8 protein-coding genes are annotated in these 18,033 nt (G+C 32.0%); 4 read left to right on the top strand and 4 right to left on the bottom strand.

Annotated features, from left to right (window positions below):
* Nucleotides 1-126 precede the first annotated feature (126 nt).
* Genes ACULEV_RS18930 through ACULEV_RS18920 form a run of 3 tightly spaced genes read left to right on the top strand, consistent with a single transcriptional unit; the run spans nucleotide 127 to nucleotide 8,912 of the window.
* Nucleotides 127-6,033 (top strand): T9SS type B sorting domain-containing protein, encoded by a 5,907-nt coding sequence (locus ACULEV_RS18930; protein ID WP_445456615.1) that lies wholly within the window; start codon nucleotides 127-129, stop codon nucleotides 6,031-6,033.
* A 56-nt stretch (nucleotides 6,034-6,089) separates the two neighbouring features.
* Nucleotides 6,090-7,025, top strand: coding sequence for a PorP/SprF family type IX secretion system membrane protein (locus ACULEV_RS18925; RefSeq protein ID WP_445455437.1), 936 nt, complete (start codon nucleotides 6,090-6,092; stop codon nucleotides 7,023-7,025).
* Nucleotides 7,026-7,043: 18 nt separating this feature from the next.
* A complete protein-coding gene (locus ACULEV_RS18920) occupies nucleotides 7,044-8,912 on the top strand; it encodes an OmpA family protein (protein ID WP_445456614.1) in 1,869 nt (622 codons plus the stop codon).
* A 78-nt stretch (nucleotides 8,913-8,990) separates the two neighbouring features.
* Here the strand turns inward: ACULEV_RS18920 and ACULEV_RS18915 are convergent, their stop codons facing one another.
* Complete coding sequence (locus tag ACULEV_RS18915) at nucleotides 8,991-9,443, bottom strand: 6-pyruvoyl trahydropterin synthase family protein (RefSeq protein WP_445456613.1); 453 nt, start codon at nucleotides 9,441-9,443, stop codon at nucleotides 8,991-8,993.
* 98 nt (nucleotides 9,444-9,541) lie between these two features.
* On the opposite strand from ACULEV_RS18915, the gene ACULEV_RS18910 reads away from it, so the two are divergent.
* On the top strand, nucleotides 9,542-10,159 hold the full coding sequence (locus ACULEV_RS18910; RefSeq protein WP_445456612.1) for a 2OG-Fe(II) oxygenase: 618 nt from the start codon (nucleotides 9,542-9,544) through the stop codon (nucleotides 10,157-10,159).
* A gap of 112 nt (nucleotides 10,160-10,271) precedes the next feature.
* On the opposite strand, the gene ACULEV_RS18905 is transcribed toward ACULEV_RS18910, so the two are convergent.
* The 3 genes from ACULEV_RS18905 to ACULEV_RS18895 all read right to left on the bottom strand — a co-directional run bounded on the left by ACULEV_RS18905 (nucleotide 10,272) and on the right by ACULEV_RS18895 (nucleotide 17,998).
* Nucleotides 10,272-11,024 carry an enoyl-CoA hydratase/isomerase family protein gene (locus ACULEV_RS18905; protein ID WP_445456611.1) on the bottom strand — a complete coding sequence of 251 codons (753 nt, stop codon included), beginning with the start codon at nucleotides 11,022-11,024 and terminating at the stop codon, nucleotides 10,272-10,274.
* 1 nt (nucleotide 11,025) lies between these two features.
* A complete protein-coding gene (locus ACULEV_RS18900; RefSeq protein WP_445456610.1) occupies nucleotides 11,026-14,532 on the bottom strand; it encodes a T9SS type B sorting domain-containing protein in 3,507 nt (1,168 codons plus the stop codon).
* Nucleotides 14,533-14,599: 67 nt separating this feature from the next.
* Nucleotides 14,600-17,998 carry a hypothetical protein gene (locus ACULEV_RS18895; protein WP_445456609.1) on the bottom strand — a complete coding sequence of 1,133 codons (3,399 nt, stop codon included), beginning with the start codon at nucleotides 17,996-17,998 and terminating at the stop codon, nucleotides 14,600-14,602.
* Nucleotides 17,999-18,033: the final 35 nt, after the last annotated feature.

Here is an 18,033-nt window from a genome sequence, read left to right as displayed (position 1 = left end):
AGATTCTTAATAATTAAAAAGTGCATTTTAACGAAGAAAAGATACATTTTGTCGATAGATGTTTAATAGCATTAATTTATTGTTAACTTTGAAATATTAATCAAATTTTAACTAAAAAATTATAGAATGAAAAAATTACTACTTTTTTTCATGTCATTACTAACCTTTGCTTCTTACGGACAATTTTTCGAAGGATTTGAAGGTACGACAGTTCCTGACCCACCATCTGTTACAGGAAGTAACTGGGTATTGCCGTCAGGAGACTGGAGAGTATTTGACAATGGAATAGGAACTGCTCAGAGATGGAGCACTGTATCTGGTGGACAGCAATATGCAGGTACACGAGCTGCTTATTTAAATAGAGAAAATGTAACAGATGGTACTTTTGCTGAAGATTGGCTAGTATCACCTGTTCTAACTGTCCCTACTGATGGTCAATTACGTTTTTATACAAAATTAACACAAGCAGGTATTCAAGGAAGTAATTTTTATATTAGAATAAGTACAAATACAAGTACTACTCCTTCTGATATAGTAAACACAGCTAATTATACAAATATTGCAGCAACATGGGATGAATCGCAATTAATGAATGGTACAACACTTGCTGAACAAACAACATATATTCAAAAAGTAGTTGATTTGTCCGCAACTTATCCTGCAGGTACACAAATTCGTATTGCATTTATAATGCAAAATGATAATGGTGATAGGTGGATAGTTGATAATATAAATGTAGATTCAAAATGTTTAGATAATACTAATTTATCTGCTACACCGTTGGCTACATCGGCTTCTTTAAATTGGACAAGTCCTAGTACTGCTACACAATGGGAAATTGAATATGGTCCAACTGGTTTTGTACAAGGAACAGGAACAATAGTAACAGTAAACAATCCACCTCCTTATAATTTAACAGGATTATCGAGTCTAACAACATATTGTTTTTATGTACGATCTTTGTGTACCCCTGACAATGTAAGTAACTGGTCTGGTCCTCAATGTTTTACTACATCTGCATTGCCTCCTGGTTGTGGTGGTAATTTTATAGATGAAGGCGGTTCTTCAGCAAATTATCCTAATAGTTCTGATTATATTGTTACGATTTGTCCAGATAATCCTGGGGATTTTGTAACTGTTACATTTACTTCATTCAACACTGAAGCTACTTGGGATGCATTATATGTTTTTGATGGTCCATCAATTACATCACCACAAATCGCAAGTGCTAATGGTCCTGGGAATGTTCCAGGTGGATTAGCAGGTGGTTTTTGGGGTACCGCTATCCCAGGACCATTTGAATCAACTGATCCTAGTGGTTGTATAACTTTTCGTTTCAGAAGTGATACTTCTGTTACAAATCCTGGTTGGACAGCAAATATAGTTTGTGCTCCTTTTCCAACTTGTCCTAAACCAATACAAGTGTCTTATACCTCAGTTTCGCCATATAGTGGAACAGTAACTTGGAATCATAATATTGGAGCACCAGCTTGGGATATTTATATTGTGCCTACTGGTTCTCCAGCACCTACTGCTGGCACCACTCCAACTTATGCTAATGTAACGTCAGCAGGACCTCCTTATTCTTATTTGGCAACAGGATTAAATTCATTTACAGCATATGATGTATATGTTAGGGCAATATGTGATCCTTCAGATATAAGTGATTGGTCCAATGCTTCAACATTTACAACAGCACCCGATTATTGTGCTGGGGATCATTTTTTTGATTCAGGTGGACCTAGTGGAACATACGCAGCAAATGAAAATATTACAACTACTATTTGTCCAGATACTCCTGGAACTACCGTAGTTGCTTTTTTTAATTCTTTTAATTTAGATACAAGTGACTTCTTAACAGTTTATAATGGGAACTCAACTGCAGCTCCTGTTTTAGGAACATATACAGGAACTACACTTCCTCCAATATTAGTGTCAACTGCGGTAGATGGATGCTTAACTTTTAATTTTACATCTAATGGATTTACAAATTTAGCTGGTTGGGATGCGACTATTCAATGTATGGTCCCACCTACATGTCCAAATCCAAATAGTTTAAGTGTAAGTTCAATTTCAGATACTGGTGCTACTCTTACTTGGAATGAAGTAGGAACAGCAACTTCATGGGAAGTGATTATACAACCAGTAGGAACAGGATATCCAACAGGAGCAGGAACAATAGTAACTACGAATACCTATATTGCAACAGGGTTGAACCCAAATACAGCATATGAATTTTATGTTAGAGCAGATTGTGGTGGTGGTGATTTAAGTTTTTGGTCAGGACCAACTAATTTTACAACTTTATTTCCAGGTTGTGGAGGTTCGGTTCCAGCAGGAGACGATGTTCCTGAAGCAGCACCAGTTTGTAATTTGAATGGATATTGTGGAAATACTTCAGCCGCTTATACAGATGAGAATAACTGGCCAGAATTAAATACTGCTTTTTGTGGTTCAATTGAGAATAATTCTTTCTTAATTTTTCAAGCCACATCAACTACCATCTCAATGGATGTTTTAGTAGGGAATTGTTTTAACGGAAGTGATATTCAATTTATGATATTTAGTGCTGCAACTCCTGGTTCAGGACCGTTAAATGTAATTGGATGTTTCTTTCAGATGACAGTAGGCACTAATGCGTTAACATTTAATGGTTTAACAGTTGGTCAAACCTATTATTTAATGATAGATGGATTTGCAGGAGCTGTTTGTGATTATTCAGTTACAGTTACCTCTGGAGGCTCAACTACAACAGATGTTCAAATAACACAAAGTAATACAACAATTTGTATTGATGAAACTTTAACTTTAGATGTTACAGGTGGAAATGGAATATATAATTGGTCGCCAAATATCGGTTTAAATACTACTACAGGTAATACAGTTACATTTACACCTCCAGCACCAGGAACTTATACAATTCAAGTTCAATCTACTGATGCAAATGCACTTTGTGCAACTTCAGATTTTATAGAAGTAACTGTTTTAGAAAAAACAATTCCTTCTTTTTCTGTTCCAGGACCATTTTGCTTAGGTGATCCTTCCACAACATTATCGGATACTTCAAATAATGGGGTACAAGGAGTTTGGACACCATCAGCAACAATAGATACTTCAACTGCTGGTATTACACAATATACCTTTACTCCTGACGCATCTTTCCAATGTGCAGAAGTTATTACAATTGATGTAGAAGTGACTGCTGCATGTACATTTAATTCATTGGCAACTGCAGTGTTTATAGAAAGTTGTGAGACAACTCCAGGAGGAGAATTTTACAATATCACAGGAGCTGGATCATCAAGTATAGGCCCTTTAACGAATGTTTTCCCAAATAATGATTATGGAACGTTTGTTCAGAATTCAGGAAACTTAATACTAAAAGGAGCGGAATTAAAATCTTTCATGACAAGTGCCTCTAATGTTTGTGGGGCAAATCTTTATTATAGAGTTTATGAATCATCAAGTGTACCAGGTGCTTTTACAACAATTGCTCTACCTTTCTTTGATGATTGTGTAGCAGGTAACTTCCCATCAGGAGGTACATGTAATGTTGGTGATCAAAAATGGCAAGATATTTCATCTACTATAGATTTAACGACTTTTGCTCCAGGAGATTATATTGTTGAAGTGTATTTTGATTTATTAGGTGATAATGATGACCCAACTCAATGTGACGATACGATTTTTGTTAATAATGGAGGAAATAACTTTATAGCTACATTCTCAATACAAAGTACTCCAACATTTACATCTCAAAATGAAGAATGTGGAAGTTCAAATGCCTTTATAACTGTGTCTGGATTTAATCCTGGAGATGTTTATAGTGTAACTTATGATGATGATACTTTAGCAGTCGGACCAGCTAATTTTACAGCTAATTCGAATGGTGAAATTTTAATTTCAGGTTTAAATGCAGGTATTTATGAAAATTTCAATTTTGAAATAAATGGGTGTTCAATTTTTGATGCAACACCTATAAATATTACTAATTTTTCTCCTTCTGTAACTCAAATAACCAATAATTCGGATATTTGCTTTGGTTCAGATGCAATTTTTACTGTAACTGGTACAGCTAACTATTCTTTAGATTACAGTGTTAATGGAGGATCTCCACAAACAGTAACTTTTGATAGCTCCGGAACTGCAATTATTACTGTAGGAAATCCAGCTGTAGGAAATGTTAATTTAGCCTTACTTAGTATTTATAATTCAGCATGTAATATAATTTTAACAAATACAGATGTAGTAATTGTTAATCCACTACCGCAAATTACTAGTTTTGCAGCAGCCAATAATATTGCATGTTTAGGTAATGATGCAGAGTTCATTATAAATGGTACTCCTAATGCAATTGTAACTTATAGTGTAGATGGAGGAGCTAGTCAAACGGTAACATTAGATGGTTCAGGAACTTATACTATTACAATTCCTACACCTTCTTCAAATGTAGAAATTGTGTTAATTGATATTACAAATACTGCTACTACTTGTTCAAGAATTTTATCAGGAATTGTTGCTAATGTAACTGTTGTTTCAGTTCCAGTTCCTACAGCAGTAATTACTCAGCCAACTTGTGCTGTTCAAACTGCGACTGTAGAAGTAACTTCTCCATTAATTAATCAATTAAATTACCCTTCTGACTTATTCATTTCTGAAGTAACAGATTCTCAATCAGGATCTTTAACTTATATTGAAATTTATAATGGTACGGGAGCAACGGTAGATTTGAGTAATTATAAAATAAGACTTTATAATGGTGGTGGATATCCTACTTTTCCTCCTACAAATGAGTATGTTTTATCTGGAATGTTAAATAATGATGATGTAGTTGTTATTAAAATTGGATCTTCTGCAAATGTTGCAGGAGTAGTTCCAGATTTATCATTTACCGGATTTAACATTAATAACAATGATAATATAAGATTAACAAATTTATCAAATGTTGATATTGATGTTTGGGGATATTCTGATGGAAGTGTACTTCCTTATGGTATAGGTTATGATTACAGAAGAAATACTTCAGGAACAATATTGCCTTCTATAACATGGGATCCAGCGGATTGGACGGCAACAGATTGGAATACTACAACTTTTGACTATTCAGATGTTGGTAATTATACATTATTTGTATCTAGTTACGAATATACTTTGAGTGATGGCACAACACCAATAACTCAAACTACTCCAATATTTAGTAATGTTTCACCAGGAACTTACTCTTTAGTAGCATATGATTCAGTGACTGGTTGTACGTCTGATCCTTTAGATGTTACAATAAACACTGTGGCATTAACAACTCCAGTAGTAACATTTTCTTATGATTCATCTTACTGTATTAGTGGTGTAAATCCTTTGCCAGACACTTCTGCACCTGGTTTTGATACAACAGGTACATTTAGCGTTACTAGTTCTAATAGTGCTGATATCACTATTGATCCAGTGACTGGAGAAATTGATTTGTCTGCCACATCATCTGGAACTTATGAAATTACTTATTCAGTTGCTGAAGATTTAGCAAATTGTATTTCTGCAAATTCTTCTTTTGTTAACGTAACAATAAATGATACAACAACACCAACATTTGATGCAATTGCAGATTTATGTTCGGGTTCTTCTGACACACAATTACCTGCTAGTTCTTTGGAGGGTTATACAGGCACTTGGTCTCCATCATCCATTAATACTACTACTAGTGGTGTTTCTACTTATACATTTACACCTGACTCTCAGTTCTGTGCAACTAGTACAACAATAGATGTTAGTATCATTAGCTGCACGATTCAAAAAGGTATTTCACCTAATACAGATGGTCTGAACGATACATTTGATTTATCAGGGTTTAATGTAAGTAAGTTAGAGATTTTCAATAGATATGGTAAAGAAGTTTATACAAAATCAGGTTATGAAAATGAATGGTTTGGTCAAACCAATAATGGAGATGAACTTCCAGATGGTACTTACTATTATGTAATAGAATTTGCCGATATGGAGTCTAGAACAGGTTGGATTTATATAAACAGACAACAATAAAACTAAATATACTGCCTTCGTTTTTATGGAGGCAGTATTAAAAAATCAAAAATAAAATGAAGAAACTATATTTAGTAGCTTTAGGCATAATGTCAGTATTTATTGATGCAAATGCACAACAAGACCCTCATTATACACAATATATGTATAATATGAACGTCATAAATCCAGCTTATGCAGGTAGTAAGGAGAATTTAGCAATAGGGTTGTTATATAGAAAGCAATGGATTGAAATTGAAGATGCTCCTACAACAGGAACCTTATCAGGTCATATGCCAGTAGGTAAAAACGTAGGTTTAGGATTGTCTTTTATAACAGATAAAATTGGCCCAGTTGAAGAAAATAATTTGTACGGAGACTTTTCATACACCTTAAACCTTGGAGACGAACATCGTTTAGCTTTTGGTATTAAAACAGGACTTACTTTTCATAAGGTAGGTTTATTTAGTGATATAGGAAATGGAAATGTTCCAGATGCAAATGATCCTGCTTTTTCGCAAGATGTAAGCAATACTTATTTCAATATTGGTTCAGGACTTTTTTATTACACAGATAAGTATTATTTAGCTTTTTCTGTACCCAATATGCTAAAGTCAAAACATTTAGATTTACGAGTAAATGATGATCAAGTAGAATTTGGTTCAGAAACAAGCCATTATTTTTTAACAGGAGGATATGTTTTCGATTTAAACGAAAAAATTAAATTTAAGCCTTTCTTTATGTTAAAATCAGCTTTTAACGTTACTCCTTCTCTAGATGTATCCACTAATTTTTTATTTAATGAAAAGTTTGAAATAGGAGCAACCTATAGAATTGACGATAGTTTTGGAGCAATGATTAATTATGCCATATCACCAAATTTAAGAATTGGATATGCCTATGATCATATTGTATCTGATTTAAAAGTGACAACCCCATCATCACACGAGATCATCTTGCTATTTGACTTGAATTTTCCAAGAAAAGTATCTCGATCACCTAGATATTTTTAATTTAAAAGCGATAAAGACATGAAGAAACTATATATAACCTTAAGTTTTGTAATCGCTAGTGGATTGCTAAGTGCACAAAACTCAAAAACCAAAGATGCCGACAAACTATTTGATCGATTTGAATACATAGATGCCGCTTCCGCCTATTTAAAATTAACAGAAAAAGGATATGAAGACAGTTATGTTCAAAAAAGATTAGCAGATAGTTATTATAACGTTTTTAACACTGCCGAAGCTATAAAATGGTATGCTAAACTTGTTGAAGAAAAACTACAAGATGCAGAAATCTATTATAAATATGCTCAAATGTTAAAAGCAGAAGGAAACTATGATGAAGCTAAAAAACAAATGCAACAATTTGTTCAATTAAAGCCTAATGATGAAAGAGCCATTAGTTTTCAAAATAATCCAAATTATTTGGCCGATTTAAAAGCTAAAAGACCATTATTTGAAGTTAAAACCTCAGATATTAATAGCAACAAGTCAGATTTTGGAGCACTATTAACAGATGATAACACTGTTTATTTTACTAGTGCAAGAAATGAAGCTAGAAAAACCTCTGGATGGAACGATGAACCCTATTTAGATTTATACCAAGCTATATACAACGAAGATGGCACTCTTAGCGCACCCACTTTAGTAGAAAGTGTAAATACTAAATGGCATGACGGACCTGCAACTATTTCAGCAGATGGTACAATTATGTATATTACAAGTGAAAGTTTTAATGATAATAAATTTGAAAAATCAGATGATAAAAAATCTAAATTTAGTAGAATGTATCTATACAAAGCCACTAAAAATGATGGTAAATGGAGTAATTTAACAGCATTGCCAATAAATAGCACCGAATATTCATTACGTAATCCAAGTATTAGTAAAGATGGTAAAACTTTGTATTTCTCTTCAGATATGCCAGGAGGTTTAGGAGGAGAAGATATTTGGAAAGTAAGTGTTAACGGAGATGAATATGGAACACCCGAAAACTTAGGAGAAAAAATAAACACACCTGGAAACGAAAGCTTTCCTTTCATTACCAGCGAAAACATGCTATATTTCTCTTCAAACTCTAAACAAGGATTTGGAGGACTAGATGTTTTTGAAGCCGATTTAAACACAGGTTCAGAAGCTATTAATATTGGAGAACCTGTAAATACAGGAAAAGACGACTTTGCATTTAGCTTTAATACATCAAAAAAAGTAGCTATTTTTTCAAGCAATAGAGACGGAGTAGATAATTTATACATAGCAAGACCTATATGTGGTGTAAATGCAATAGTAATGGTTAAAAGCGCAACTACTAGAAAAGCAATTGAAAGCGCACTTATCAACGTATTAGATGATACCAATTCTTTAATTGCAACAAGTAGTAGCAATGATGCTGGTCAACAAAGTTATGAGGTGCAATGTGAAAAAGTATATACTTTTAAAGTATCCAAAGAAGGCTTTGAAGATGGTATCTTTACTATGCCAGCCTCACCAAATGGAACTACACTTATAGAAGCCTACTTAGAACCTATTAAACCTATAATAACCGAGAAAGAAGTTATTCTTCAACCTATTTATTTTGAGTTTAATAAAAGCAACATAACAGCACAAGGGGCAGAAGAGCTAGACAAACTAGTAGCAGTGATGAATGAATATCCAGAAATGGTAATTTTTGCAAAATCACATACAGACAGTCAAGGTAAAGACAAGTACAACCTTGATTTATCAGAAAGAAGAGCACAATCCACAGTTCAATACATTATCTCAAAAGGAATTGACAAAGAAAGAATATCTGGTCAAGGATTTGGAGAAAGTGAATTAAAAATAAAGTGTGATAAATGTACCGATGAGCAACATGCTCAAAACAGACGCTCAGAATTCTTAATCATTAAAAAATAAACAACTACCCTTAATTAAATTATAATTGTATAATTTTTTAAAACCCTTAAAGAGTTTATCTTTAAGGGTTTTGGCTTTTTATACATTATCTGATGCATACCATTCAGCAAATGATGTTTCAGTTTCTTGGAGTTTTAACGAGTGCAATTTTATTTCATTGGGTAATCTGTCGTTTATTTTTCTTGCAAAATCAATTACCATATTTTCACTAGTAGGCTGATAATCTACAAGTATAACATGATGTCCTCTATCACTTAACTCTTTTGCGAGTTCCACATGAGGAGTATTTTTATTAAAAACGGTTGCATGATCAAACAAATCCACAATTTCTTCTTTTACAATTTTTTTTAAATCAGTAAAATCGATTACCATTCCAAATTTAACATTTGAAGTGTCTGTAATAGGAATACCTATAACCGTTACAGAAAGCTTATAACTATGACCATGAACGTTTTTACATTTACCATCATAACCATATAAAGCATGACCTGTTTCAAACGAAAATTGTTTTGTTATTCTTATTTTACTCATTTTTATTATCCATAAAATTTTGCACAAAGTTACTAAATTTTAATTGTTGTTTTTTGTTTCATTTTTCGCACTATATTTGTTCTCTTTTTGAATAAATTATGAGCGAATTTGTCTTAATTCCAATGTATGAAAAGGTTATTCAAGACCTTTTAAAACAACAGTATAGTGTTGTAGACCATTTTTTTTCAATGGAAGAAGTAGAAAATCTTCGCAATAGTCTTTTGCAAAAACACGATGAAAATGAATTTAAAAAGGCTGCCATTGGTAATCAATTTAATGAGCAAATAATTAAGACCATTAGAGGCGATTTTATTTCATGGATAGATGAGACTCAAAAGAATGAACAAGAATCTGTTTTTTTTGACAAAATTGAGCATTTTACCAATTATCTCAACCGTACTTGTTTTTTAGGAATTCAAGAACGTGAGTTTCATTATGCTTTGTATCCAATTGGAACTTTTTATAAAAGACACTTAGATACTTTTCAAAATGATGATAGTAGAAAATTATCCATTGTTTGTTACTTAAATAGTGAAGATTGGCAAGAAGAATATGGAGGAGAATTAACCATTTATAAAGAGGAAGAAACAATAAATATTTTTCCATTAAAAGGTAGAATGGTAGTCTTTGAAAGTCAAATATTAGAGCATGAAGTAAAACCTGTACAAAGAGAACGACTAAGTATAACAGGTTGGTTAAAAACTAGAAAATTATAATTTTTCAGGAGCACCACATTTGGTTTTTCAGTATAAAATTCACCCGCTTTTCGCGTTACATGGTAACTTGCTACAATCGGGGCTAAAATAGAACTTTAGTAATTTTAAAGAACTATTTTTTAAACTGCAATAAAGCCTTTTTAGTAAAATCAGATAAGACTAGTCTTCCCGAAATAGCAGCTCTTTCAAATAGTAAAGTATCCCAATTTTCAGTTCCTTCCCATAATACTTTTTTCATTTCTAATAAAGCTTCAGGATTGTAACTTGCTAATAGTCCTGAAAAAGTGGTTAAATTTTCATCTAAGTCTTCAATCTTAGCAAAAACTTTGGAAAACAATCCTTTTTCATGTGCCCAATTAGCATTTTTCCAAGCAGTTGGTTCTAAAGTCATTTCAGCCATAGCAGTTTTTCCTATTTTTTTTGATACTGCTGGTTCAATTACAAATGGACCTATTCCTATTGCAAGTTCCGATAATTTTATTGTAGCATTTTCATGAGCAAAGACATAGTCACAAGCGGCTAGAAGACCTACACCGCCTCCTACAGCTTTGCCGTGTGCTCTTCCTATAATTAATTTTGGGCATTTACGCATGGCATTAATCACATTGGCAAACCCTGAAAAAAACTTACTACCTTCTTCTAAGTTTGAAACTGCTAATAATTCATCAAAAGAAGCTCCTGCACAAAAAGCACCAACCCCTTCACTTTTTAAAATAATTAGAGAAACAGTATTTAATTTTCCTATGGAATGTAATTCTTCTGTTAGTTTTTCCAATTGACTACTAGGAAAAGAATTTCCTGCAGGATGAAAAAATGAAATTATAGCAATATTATCTTGTATTTGAGTTGTTATATTTGCTTGCATATTATCTTTTTAATGTAAAATGAGATCTGAATTCTTTTAAAGTGCCATTGTCTTTGTATTCTAACTTAAACCAATAGTCAGTTGAAGGAAGTAATTCACCATTATAAGTTCCGTTCCAACCTTCACTATAAGGACTAATCTGCTTGATTAATTTTCCATAACGATCAAAAATATACAACTTAGCTTCAAAAGATTGAGGTAAATTTGCAATATTCCAAAAGTCATTATAACCATCACCATTTGGAGTAAAAAATGCAGGATAAGTTATAGCATATAATGAACTTGAAGATAAAATACCGCAACCAAGAATGTCTCTTACATAGACAGTATAGTTACCATTTGAAATATTTGTAAAAGTTGAACTTGATTGCCATTCAATTTGGTCTAAACTATATTCATAAGTTCCAAAACCACCACTAGCAATGGTTTCAATAGAAGATAAACCAGAAGAAAGAATAGGATTTACAATAGTAGCTTCAAACTGTGCCGGTTCAGATGAGAAAGTGGCAACAATACTATCAAAATTTTGACATCCAGTTGTATTATCAGCCACAATTACAGAATAAGTTCCTTCTTGAGTTATTATATAGGATGAGCTTTCATTTCCTGCTGAGTCAACATTAGGATTTGTAGGTGTCCAAGTGTAGGAATAATTTCCAGAGACTGCTGGAGTAGCATCAATTAATTGAGAACCTAAACCTGTAATTGGGTCAACACAAATTGTGAAGTTTACACCTAAATTAATTTCTGGTATAGCAACAACGTGTAAGGTTAAGTACGGACCTAGACCAAAACATTCATTGTTTAAGCTACTGTCTATTCTTACCCAAAGTGTTTGTGTATTTTGGGTAGTATTTCTGTAATCATTACTAATTGTAATGCTGTTTTGTTCTGCCAAAGCATCCATTTCTGTTTCATAAAAAGTAACCTCTAAATTTTGATTCGTTGGAAATAAATTTTTAAAATGTAAAACAGCATCATTTGAAGGATTATTAATGTCGTTTAAATTAAAGTAATCATAACCATCTACATCTGTATCATTGCTGTCAATATAATCATCACATTCATATAAGTCAAAACTATCATTTTGAGAAAGTGTTGTTGCCGAAACTAATAGATTCACTCTCGCAGTTCTTGAACAACCTTTAGTTGTTTCTATCCTTGCCCAAACCACACTTCCATTTGGAACAGTATAATTTATTTCATTTGAAACTAGATTTGTGTTATTAACTGCTCCAGTTTGTGTTAAATGATAACTAAAAACTAAATTAGGGTCATTTGAAATAATGCTATTAGCTTCTGTTAAATTAAAACTTGTTACGGCATCATTATCTGTATCACACTGTTTTAATGTTACAATTGGTTGAATAACAGGTAATGAATTAACCACTAAATCCATGGTTGTAACTGCATAACATTGAGTAGTTGTGTTTCTTAACCTTGCATAAATTGTTTTTGAATCAGAGTAATAGTTGTTTGGTAGTGCGTTTATTCCTAGCTCTGCTTCTGATTGTAATAAATGATAGGTTACAATTATTCCAGTTTGTCCTTGTAAAACTTCTGTATTTTTAGAATTTAAGTTGAAAGTAACAAAACCATTTGTATCATCACTATCTAAATCATTATCACATAGTTCATAAGGTGTAACAGGAACTATCTGTGGAATAGGATTAATTATAACTGATATAGTTGAAGATACAGCTTCACATACATCATTTGCTGGAATAGTGTATGTATAATCTCCTGAAACATCTACAGATGGATTGATTATACCATTCGGTCTTGGATTTCCATTAAATGTCCAAGAACCAGAAGTATCTGTTGTACCTAACAAAACGAACAAATCATCACTAAGGTCATTAATACAATAAGATTTAGAAGTATTTGTTCCAGCATCAGGAGCTGTTTGAATGGTAACATCTATAGTAACAGATTCTGTTACAGTAAGACCATCACAAGTTATATCATAGGTATACACATAGCTTCCCGGAGCATCAATAGCAGGATTATAAATGTTGTTTCCGCTTGCAAGTGCTGGATTCCATGTTCCTCCAGATAATGGATTTCCTTCAATTGCATCGAATAAGTTTATAGTATTATTTGAGCAAACATCAATAAAAGTATCTCTGGGTTGACTACCAAAACCTGAATAATAGCCACCATATCCAGCAGCCTGTCCGTCAGAACCAAAGACACCAACAGCTAAAGCTCCTGTAGATTCCACAACAATATCACCACTAATTCCGTCAATTCTATAGGTTACCCATCCTAGATTTCCGTTAACTACTTGTGGTGTTGCAGTTGTTAAGCTTCCATTAATATAAATATCTGATCCCATTTCTGTAACTACTATCACACCACTGTTGTTAAAAGATTTATTTCCAATAACATTATATTGAGGAATCATATTTACACTTTTTTGCCAGTAACAACTTAAAGGAGGTATGAAATTTAAACCAGAAGTAGCATCATTTGTACTTCCTGCTAGAATTTGGTAAAGATAAACAGGTTGACTGCTTTCTATATACATATTGTTATTGGTTCCTACTCCTTGATAATTAGATGTTGGAATAGTGAAATAGTCCCCAGCATTTAAAGTGATAATTGGTGTAGTGCTCCCATTTACAAATATTTCTGTGTTGTTAACAGTAGCGATAACAAGCGGTAATTCAGAATTGTTACTGCCATTACCTTTAACAACAACATATTTTTGTCCAATATTATTAAAACCAACTATTTGATCTAAATTAAAATCTTGTCCTGAACTACCATTCATGGGATCAGGTCCAGGTCCACCAGTTGCATTTCCAGTATTAACTACGATGGGTTTGCTTGATGTTATTAGGGCACCAATAAAACCAGTTTGATTAGCAACAATGTTGGTGTATCCTGAAAGAACAACAGTTTGTCCTTTATTTAAAGTGAAATTTTGTGATGGAACATTAGTATTTCCAGTTGCAGTAACAAAAGTAACTCCAGTATCATAATCGGATATGTTTACTGTTGTATTGTCTTCAGTTGCCATGAAACTGGTCACAAAATTTCTTATCGAACTATCATATTGCTGGGGAACACTTCCTACTCTAAAAGCAGTTCCCAAAGCAGTTCTGCCCTTAGGGACCAAAATCTCTGCATGATTTTGAGATTGAACTCTAAAACTTACATAAAAATCTTTAGTTGCTTCTAAAATTAATCCTTTGTCAGATTGAACGGTATTAACATCGCTTTGACTTAAAAACATTGACGAAGGTTGAGTATTTCCTATAGTTATTCTAACTGGAGCTGTCTGTGAAATTGTGAAAGGCGAACCATTTATTGGAACTCCGTTCCCTAAGGTGACAACAACTTGAAAAGGAGTTGTTTCTGGAGTAGATAAATAGATATAATGATCATTTACCGTTGTGTTTTCTCTGGAATGTAATGGTGGTATCCAATGTTTATTACTAAGTTGCGAATAGCAAGTAGAATTTACAAGGAATAGGATAATAATAGCTAATAATTTCTTCATTGGTAATGGATGAAAAATTAAAATTTAGTAAAGTTAATAAGTTTCTTATGTTTATTGGAATAAAACGTTAAAAAAATGCTCTCAGCTGTATGTTTCCGTTGTGAATTGTTTTACTAGTCTCTGATTTTCGACCTTGATAACTAATATTTATGTCTAAATATTGAGTAATGTTTTTTTGAAGAAGTAATCTCCAAACACTATTTTTACCAGCCTGTAATCCTTGCAACATTTGAAAAGCAACTGGTGATAAGGCATTTCCTGTAAAGTTATTGTTGTAAAAAGAATATTCTCCATTTAAGGTAAATCCTTTTTCACTATTTAATGAAAAAGATGTGCCTACTCTGTTCTGTTCCAGTGCTTCTAATGCATTGATGGTGTTTTTTTGATTTTTATATTCATAAAAAATGTCCCAACTCGCATTTTTTGAAAACAAATAGGAAAGTTTAGGATTGAGATCATTATTTCTAATATTAAAATTTCTACTAGCATAATTTTCAGAAGTGCTAGTTGTGCTTCCTAAACTAGATTTTAATTGTATTAGCCAATTTTTAGCTATTAAATGATTGTACTGAAATTGATGGGAAAATATGTCGTTTTCTTGTGAACCAATGTTCAAGAGACTTTTTATTTTGCTATTTAGATAAGTGTATATCATAGAGTGTTTTTGCTTGCCTCTATTATAAAATAAACTGTTCCTAAAACTATTGTTTAGACCAATGATATCCTCATTGTTTGAAAATGGATTTAAATCGAAGTTGCTTTCATTTCTTGCAATTTTTCGCTCCACTAAAAAAGAGGTTTGATTATAGAAATAAGAAAGTAGTTTTTTATAACCTATTTTATTTTGCCAAACAGATCCATTAAAGTTTAAAGATTGTGAGAATTTGTTTTGATGTGTTCGTATGAAAATTTGGTTAGGTAAAAATACCCTAACATATTTGGCTTGATCTGTAAAAGTAGCTACTTCAAATTCTTGCAATTCTTGAATACCGTTGTTGTTATAATCATTCCATGTGTAAACTCCTTGTCCTGGTTCTACTTCTAAATAGGTGAATTCTTGTTGTGCTATGGTTCCTGAAGTAGTTTCATATGCAATTGAGGTTTGTAATAAGTCATTAAAATAAGAATCGTTGTATAGAATCCTTGAATTTAGTGAAGGTTCATCTTTTTTAGATACATCTTCATATTTTAAATTCCGATAGTTTAAAAACACATTCAAACTACTCTTAGAACTCTTAATTAGTTGTGATTTTAAATAATAGGAATTAGAGCGATTTACACGTTTTATTTGCTCGCCTTGTAAGCTATCATTCACTCGATTTAAATAACCTATTTCAACATATACTTTTGTAGAATCTCCTCTTCCAATAAACGCACCGTATTCTGTAAATCGTTGACTTAAATTTGTAAATTCATTTGAAGGAATTAGTTTTTCTTTATTATTTTCAAGTCTTAAAGAAGTACCAACCCAATTTTTATAAAAATGATGTCTTATTTGAGTTTGATTACGAATAAAAGTTGAGTTTGCAACAGTACTACTACTATTTAAAGCACTAAAATTGGTATTCAAGGTCGTTTTTTTAAATTTTATAAAGGATTCAACTATATGTCTGTTTCCTGAAAAATTCTCCGAGAAGTCTAATTTTTCAAATTGATATTTTGTTGATCCGTTTTTTTTCAAATCCAAGTTTAAACCAGTAGTAAGTAAACTTTGATTTCCCAATGGATTACTTAAATTCCAATCTCTATTAAATTCGATATTGAATAAACGTTCTATGCTTTTGAAATCTCTATTTATAAATTGGAAATTACCAAAACCATCTAAGTTATATTTCCCAGAATAGAGTCTTTTATTTAAATTTATTTTCCCAGCAAGACCTTTGTTATTAGCGTCATCGATTGATGAATATAAATTTTTATCGTTATTACTTATAGCTAACTCAAAATCGATATTGGTTTTTTCTGATGGATTATAACCCCCAAGAATTGTTGCAATTTGGATTTTTTCTGGAGCTATTAAAGGAATTATTGGCTCAAAATTCCCTTGTGGAATACCTGCGTTTGGAGCAATATATTCATAAATTTTCCCAACAGCATTATTGTTTAATAAAACATAATTTCCAAGGTTTTGTCCAACAAAAGTAAATCTTACATTATATAGTTCATCATTTGGATTGTTTGAAAATTCAAAAACCTCAGCGGTTCCAATAAATGATTTTTTATATAAAATTTTATTTTCTGAATAGGAATCAAGATATGCTGATGGAGCAGTCATTAAATTAGAATTATCTCCTGCTTCTTTTAAAATAGTGACTTGCTCTTCAGATAAATTTTGTTGCAAAGGTTGATTTTTTACATCATTTTCAGAATACACAAATCCTCCTATTTTAAATTTTTCTTGTTCATGCATAATACCAGAATAAGCAACAAATCGAGTATAATTTCGGTCTGAAAATTGGTATTCAATTGTAATTCGCATTTCTGAAGTAATTTGGAAAAGTGAAGTGAAAATTACTTCTCCAGCATTATAATCTATAATGTAATCATTGTTTTCACCTCGTTCAAGCAAAACACCATTAACATATACTCTTTCTGAACCAGAAACAACTAAAACAAATAATTCACCATTATTCCCTTTTAATTTATAAGGCCCTTGATTCCCTTCTTGACCTATGAAAGTACTTCTTGCATATTGACCACGAACAAGAGCAGCAGCTGCAAAAACATCTGTTTTGTTTTCAGGTGTTCCCAATGAAAATTGAGTTGAGAGTCCTTGTACTTTTTTATTGAAATTTAAAAATTGTGATTGCCTGTTTTCAAGAAATAAATCACCAGCTTTTATACTCCATTTATCAGAAAATAATTCAATAAATATTTGATCAAATTCGTCTAATTTTTGTGAATAACCACCTTCTTGTAATGGAATATTACTATCTTGAATAGAAGCTCGTAAACTAACATTTTCCGAAATTTTTCCAGTGATTTGTAAATCTAAATTAGAATTTACTACTGTGTTTTGGTTGTTACCAATAGTTATACCTCTTGAAATACTACCAGAAGTATTTAAGCCATCAAAAGGTTTAAATTGTGGTTTGTCTTCGTCCTTTATTGTGTATAATTTTCCTGCTTCATTAGAAACTACTTTACTATCATCATAAATAGCATATTCTTTCGTTAAAAATTCTGGAAATTTTAGATAATTGACAGTTAATGTGTCTAATTTATTGTAGTTTTCATTAAAGAGTAATATTCCTTTTTGAAAATCGATTTTGTAAAACGAAGAATCAATTGTTGTTTTGTTCTTATCTTCAATTTTAAAAAAGGAAGGATTGATACTTACTTTTTCTAAAAAGATAGTGTCTTTTGTAACAATTATTTTTTTAGTTTGATAATGGTTTTGTACTTCCTGAGCAAAATTAGCAGAAAATAGCATTAAAAAAATCCATAAAAACCACTTCTTCCTCATAAATAGATAACTCCTATTCTTCAAAAGTAGTATTT

It is taken from the genome of Flavobacterium sp. HNIBRBA15423 (assembly GCF_052655965.1).
The sequence above is the reverse complement of the archived record's forward strand: the minus strand, read 5'-3'. Positions and strand labels throughout refer to the sequence as shown.

Coding starts and splice junctions, on each gene's coding strand:
- ACULEV_RS18930 (WP_445456615.1), top strand. CDS start 127: ATGAAAAAATTACTACTTTTTTTCATGTCATTACTAACCTTTGCTTCT.
- ACULEV_RS18915 (WP_445456613.1), bottom strand. CDS start 9,443: ATGAGTAAAATAAGAATAACAAAACAATTTTCGTTTGAAACAGGTCAT.
- ACULEV_RS18920 (WP_445456614.1), top strand. CDS start 7,044: ATGAAGAAACTATATATAACCTTAAGTTTTGTAATCGCTAGTGGATTG.
- ACULEV_RS18905 (WP_445456611.1), bottom strand. CDS start 11,024: ATGCAAGCAAATATAACAACTCAAATACAAGATAATATTGCTATAATT.
- ACULEV_RS18900 (WP_445456610.1), bottom strand. CDS start 14,532: ATGAAGAAATTATTAGCTATTATTATCCTATTCCTTGTAAATTCTACT.
- ACULEV_RS18895 (WP_445456609.1), bottom strand. CDS start 17,998: ATGAGGAAGAAGTGGTTTTTATGGATTTTTTTAATGCTATTTTCTGCT.
- ACULEV_RS18910 (WP_445456612.1), top strand. CDS start 9,542: ATGAGCGAATTTGTCTTAATTCCAATGTATGAAAAGGTTATTCAAGAC.
- ACULEV_RS18925 (WP_445455437.1), top strand. CDS start 6,090: ATGAAGAAACTATATTTAGTAGCTTTAGGCATAATGTCAGTATTTATT.